3 protein-coding genes are annotated in these 3,467 nt (G+C 47.9%); 1 reads left to right on the forward strand and 2 read right to left on the reverse strand.

Annotation, left to right across the window (positions count from 1 at the left end; all coding sequences use genetic code 11):
* Nucleotides 1-1,571 (reverse strand): PilZ domain-containing protein (locus B3180_RS09400; RefSeq protein ID WP_286844209.1); only part of this gene is annotated, 1,571 nt, incomplete at its 3' end.
* 70 nt (nucleotides 1,572-1,641) lie between these two features.
* On the opposite strand from B3180_RS09400, the gene B3180_RS09405 reads away from it, so the two are divergent.
* A complete protein-coding gene (locus tag B3180_RS09405; RefSeq protein ID WP_273022328.1) occupies nucleotides 1,642-2,487 on the forward strand; it encodes an SDR family oxidoreductase in 846 nt (281 codons plus the stop codon).
* Nucleotides 2,488-2,493: 6 nt separating this feature from the next.
* On the opposite strand, the gene B3180_RS09410 is transcribed toward B3180_RS09405, so the two are convergent.
* Nucleotides 2,494-3,467: FAD-dependent oxidoreductase (locus tag B3180_RS09410; protein ID WP_286844212.1), on the reverse strand; the 974-nt coding region annotated here is incomplete at its 5' end.

Consider the following 3,467-nt stretch of genomic DNA (forward strand, 5'->3'; position numbering starts at 1 on the left):
TTCCCATCCGATAACTGACGAAGCTTCTGCCTTATATGGGAGCTGAGCCGTCGCCCACCAAGAATCCGGTCGCCATTAGCTAACCAAAATTCAGTCTCATTAAACAATGTGGGCAAGCCTTCTGTTAACGACATTAGCCCGGCAAGCTCAGGTTTCCACTCAACGCCTCGTTTATAGAGAAAGAGCGCATTCGACAATACATGAGGAAAAATCTTATGTTTTGCTGAGGACTCATCACTGAGTAGCTTGAAATTTAATTTTTCCGCCCCTTTAGAGCGGTAGTCCTGCAACCTGGATAAATCTGGCTTTTCATCCGTTTTATTCTGCCAAAACGGTGTCCTTATTGGATTTAGCTCTGCGTAAACAAGCTGCTTTTCGTTACTATGGGTTATTGTTAGTTGGTAACAGCGCGTACCATAGCCAGCAGCCCGTAGCGCACTCAAGGTGGCCATTAAAGACTTATCTGTTTGCAATGCCTGTAGAGGAAGTAAGTACTCGCGCCAGACTTTATTCACCGGCAAGCTAATACGAAAAAATGTCACTTGCCGACGGGTTTCTTTTCGGGAGCCTCTTAACTCTGAAACGCTGGTTTGCACCCACGTCTGCTCAAGAAGCTCAGCAAGCAAGTCCCCTTGATGCTGTTGCCAGCTATTCAGTAGTGTCTGGTTTGCTGCTGTTCTTATTACCGCAAAGGTACTGGAGTTGTTGCTAAGAAGAATAGGCAAAGCCTGAATCGCATTAAACCAGTAATTCTCATGCCCCCGCGCAATGACTTGTTGTGCGACATGTTCAACATTAATTTTGTAACGCCTTCTGGACTTGGTCACAATGTCTGACAGAAGCAGGCTGAGGTCATCATCCGACGACTCATCAAAGCGCTTTAAACGCAGATATAAACAGGTATCTCTATTTTTTACGCCGACAACCCGGTATTCGTAGCCAGTATTAGCATCAAAAGTAAAATCATCTGAAAAGCCACAAAAATAGAGAGTTACACGAGCATGCTTTAATCCAGTCAACTGCTGTTCAAAAGGAAGTTTTAGCTGTACCCCTGAATGTGAAACATCCACCGTCATGGCATTTAACCTTTGCCCGTCAGCAAGTTCCATTTTCACTGCGGTAACCAGATTCACTCGTTCTTCACTACGCTTATATTCATAGCCAGCCACAAAGTTGTCTAGCGCATTGTCCTGTTCTTCCTGCTCCTGAGCTTTATGTTCAGCAAGTTTTTGATGGTGCGCTTTTAACGCCAGTATTTTTGCTTTGGTGTCATTGGTAAAAACCCCTTTATACGCACGTAAGCCTTCTTCAAATATTTTTCTGGCGGTTAAGTCAAAGTAATGTGTGCGGCCTTGAAAGGTATAGGGTTCAACTTCCGCAGGAATTTTTTTGCGGAGATCAACAACGCCCAATGCGGGTTTGGCCAGTTCGGTAATTTGCATGCGAAGCTTGAGCTTTTCTGGCCCGCTTAAGTGCGCTGTTTTGCGTTTAAACAGAGACTCAAATTGAGAGCGATGGTAATCTGTTTTAAGCTCATCAACTAAGGTTTCTATTGGGGCGTCACTGCTCATAATAGCTGCTGGTCAGTATCGTTATTATTTTGTTCAACATTTAATTTACATTAACGCTAAGAGGATCTTCATGCAAACGCTTTTACTTGGTTACGGTGATATTGCAGACCGCGTCGCGCAAAGGCTTAGCGCATTTAAAAACCAGGTTACCGGAGTTTGCAGAACACTCGGCAATAAACCCGTGCGCCCGGGTGTTGACTTAATAGCTGCTGACCTCGGCAACGAACAAGAGCTTTATCAGCTCTTTAAGCAGAAATGGGACAACGTCGTGATTACTCTGACCCCGGCGAAAGGGGCAGAAGATAGCTATCACCAGGGGTATGTCGTCCCCTGCCGACATCTGCAGCAAGTATTATCACAACAAACCCATCAGCCGAATATTATTTATGTTTCCAGCACAGGTGTTTATGCGCAACGCGAAGGCGAGTGGATAGATGAGAACAGTCCAACTGAACCTACATCAGCTTCCGGTAAGGCATTATTGCAGGCGGAGTCACTTATTCATGCGTTGCCGGGCCCAACTTCAATTCTTCGTTGCAGCGGCATTTACGGCGAAGGTCGTGACTTTTTACTGCGCCAGCTCAGTCAGGGAAAAGTCCAGTTGCGCGACAGTTGGACCAACCGCATACACCAGGACGATGTCGCAGGCTTTATCGTCCACTTGTTGACAGAAGTCATCCGCCCTCTTCCCGTTTATTTAGTCAATGACGATGAGCCCGTGAAGCAATATGAAGTTTACCAATGGCTTGCTCAGCAGCTCGGTCTGGAGCTGCCGGGAAATATCGATACTGAGGTAGGGCCCAGAGGCTCCAAACGCTGCCTGAATAAAGGCCTTAAAGACAGTGGCTACCAACTGCAATACCCCAGCTTCCGCGAGGGTTATGCAGCCGTTATTAAACAGTGGCAGCGTCAATAGCGCTGCTTACTGGCTGTCAAAGTAATCGAGCATCCCCTCAGCTGCATTGCGCCCTTCAGCGATGGCGGTCACGACTAAGTCAGCGCCACGTACCATATCACCGCCAGCAAAGATCTTCGGATTACTGGTCTGCATAGCAAATTCAGTATCGCCGCTGGCAAGCACGGTACCCCAGTCGCTCAGTTCCACTTTGTGTTGTTGTAACCATTCTGGTGGGTTGGGCTGATAACCAAAAGCAATAATCACCGCTGTGGCGGGCATCAGAAACTCTGACTCAGGCACCGGCTGCGGCCTGCGCCGACCATCTTCGTCAGCCGGACCGAGCTCCGTGTGCACCATTTTCACACCGCTGACTTTGCCTGTACCGTCAGTGACTACCTCCAGTGGTTGCAAATTAAATTCAAAAGATACGCCCTCTTCCCGGGCGTTCTGCACTTCTTTCCGGGAGCCCGGCATGTTGCCTTCGTCGCGACGATACGCACAAACAACCGACTTGGCTCCCTGCCTAATCGAGGTTCTGACACAGTCCATGGCCGTATCACCACCGCCAAGTACAACCACGGTCTCGTCCTTAACATCAATAAGCGGATACTGAGACATAGGCTCATGAGCCATAAGTCGTTGGGTGTTGCCAATTAAAAATGGCAATGCCGGATAAACGCCCTCTGCATCCAGACCTTTTAATTTACCATCCAGCGCTTTATAGGTTCCCAGAGCCAGAAATACCGCATCGTAATTAGCTTCTAATTCGGCAAAGCTGATGTCTTTACCAACTTCAACACGCAACTTAAATTCAATGCCCATATCGGTAAATATTTCACGCCGCAAAGTCATGACCGCTTTATCCAGCTTAAATGGCGGAATGCCGTAGGTCAGCAGCCCGCCAATTTCCGGGTAACGGTCGTAAACTACGGCTTTGACACCATTACGTGCCAATACATCTGCACAAGCAAGACCAGCGGGCCCGGCACCAATAACCG

Origin of the sequence: Idiomarina sp. UBA4206 (assembly GCF_002383015.1) — a bacterium.
Lineage (GTDB): Bacteria > Pseudomonadota > Gammaproteobacteria > Enterobacterales > Alteromonadaceae > Idiomarina > Idiomarina abyssalis.

What these genes read in the sequence shown, in the direction of transcription:
- B3180_RS09405 (WP_273022328.1), top strand. Translation starts at nt 1,642, where the DNA reads ATGCAAACGCTTTTACTTGGTTACGGTGATATTGCAGACCGCGTCGCG.